Here is a 1482-nt window from a genome sequence, read left to right on the forward strand (position 1 = left end):
CTTGGGTTCAAGGGGTCGTCGCAACACCACTTGGTTTCAGGTGGTGAGTAGATCACGTAGACGCTCGGCTGGGGTATCCCAGCCGAGCGTCTTGCGTGGGCGGCCGTTGAGTTCCTGGGCGACGTGTTCGAGGTCTTCGGGGCTGTGCAGGCTCAGGTCGGTTCCCTTCGGGAAGTACTGCCGCAGGAGCCCGTTCGTGTTCTCGTTCGAGCCGCGCTGCCAGGGCGAGGCCGGGTCGCAGAAGTAGACGGGCATGCCGGTGGCCATGCTGAACTGCTTGTGACGTGCCATCTCGCTGCCCTGGTCCCAGGTGAGGGAGCCGCGCAGGTGGGCGGGCAGGGTCTGGATCGTGGCGACGAGGCCGTCGCGGACGGTCTCGGCGTCGTGGGCTCCGCCCGGCAGGTGGACCAGCATGGTGTAGCGGGTGGTCCGCTCGACCAGGGTGGCGATCGCGGAGCGCCCGCCCGCGCCGATGATCAGGTCCCCTTCCCAGTGACCGGGCACGGCCCGGTCCTCGACGTCGGCGGGGCGGTCGCTGATCATCACCATCGGGTCGATGAACCGCGGGGTGCGCCGCTCGGGGTCGCGGCGGGGTTTGCGGCGGGTCCGGCCGGAACGGACCGCTGCCTGCACTTCCCGCTTCAGGCCGCCACGGGCCTGGAAGTACAGCGCCTGGTAGATCGTTTCCACGCTCACCCGCATGCTCTCGTCGTCGGGATGCTCCGTCGGTAGAGCGTGGCAGATCTGTTCCGGTGACCACCGCCTGCGCAGTTTGTCCTGGACGAAGCCGCGTAGCCGGCCTTCGCGCAGCAGCTTGCGCTCCTTGGGCCGGGGCCTGCGGGCTGCCGCCGCCCGGTGGGCCGCGTAGGGCTGGTAGCCCTCGCTGCCCGAGTTCGCGTCGATCTCCCGCTTGACCGTGCTCGCCGGCCGCCCCAGAGCACGTCCGATCGCCCGCAGCGACTGACCCAGCGCCTGGAGGTCCCGTATCCGTTCGCGCTCGGCCAGTGTCAGGAACCGGGGATGCAGGTGCTTTTCCAGGGCCGTCAGGCCCACTGGTGCTGTGGTCACGCCGCCCATCGTGACGGTCCCGGTGGTGTAGTCGACACGGCGGCCGTCGGTGTAGGTGCGCGTGGTGCGGGTCTTCTTTACGCCCCAGTCCCAGTCCTTGGCCGTGCGCTCGTTCACGCCGACCTGCCGGGCCGCCGCCCGGCGTGCGACACCGGCGGCCCGAAGCCGCTCGTACTCGTCACGCCCGGGGTGCCGCCGCGGCAGGCGCACCGAGCCCCGTCCCGCCTTCCGAGCCCAGCCGAACGCAGTGTTCCGGTTAACTCCCAGCTCGCGCGCCACCACGGTCACGTTCCCCACGGCATCCAGCCGTGCGAGGAATCGCTCCCTCAAGCCCGAAAGATCATCGCGTCCAACGGCCACGGTCCTCGCAACTCCCACAGATCGCGGGTGTTGCGAGGACCGTTAGAACCCAAG

1 protein-coding gene is annotated in these 1482 nt (G+C 69.8%); it reads right to left on the reverse strand.

Annotated elements, in window-relative coordinates; genetic code table 11:
- Positions 1 to 36 precede the first annotated feature (36 nt).
- Complete coding sequence (locus ACZ55U_RS39025; RefSeq protein WP_465534390.1) at positions 37 to 1272, reverse strand: IS30 family transposase; 1236 nt, start codon at positions 1270 to 1272, stop codon at positions 37 to 39.
- Positions 1273 to 1482: the final 210 nt, after the last annotated feature.

The sequence above is a fragment of the Kitasatospora sp. NPDC034533 genome (assembly GCF_055575155.1).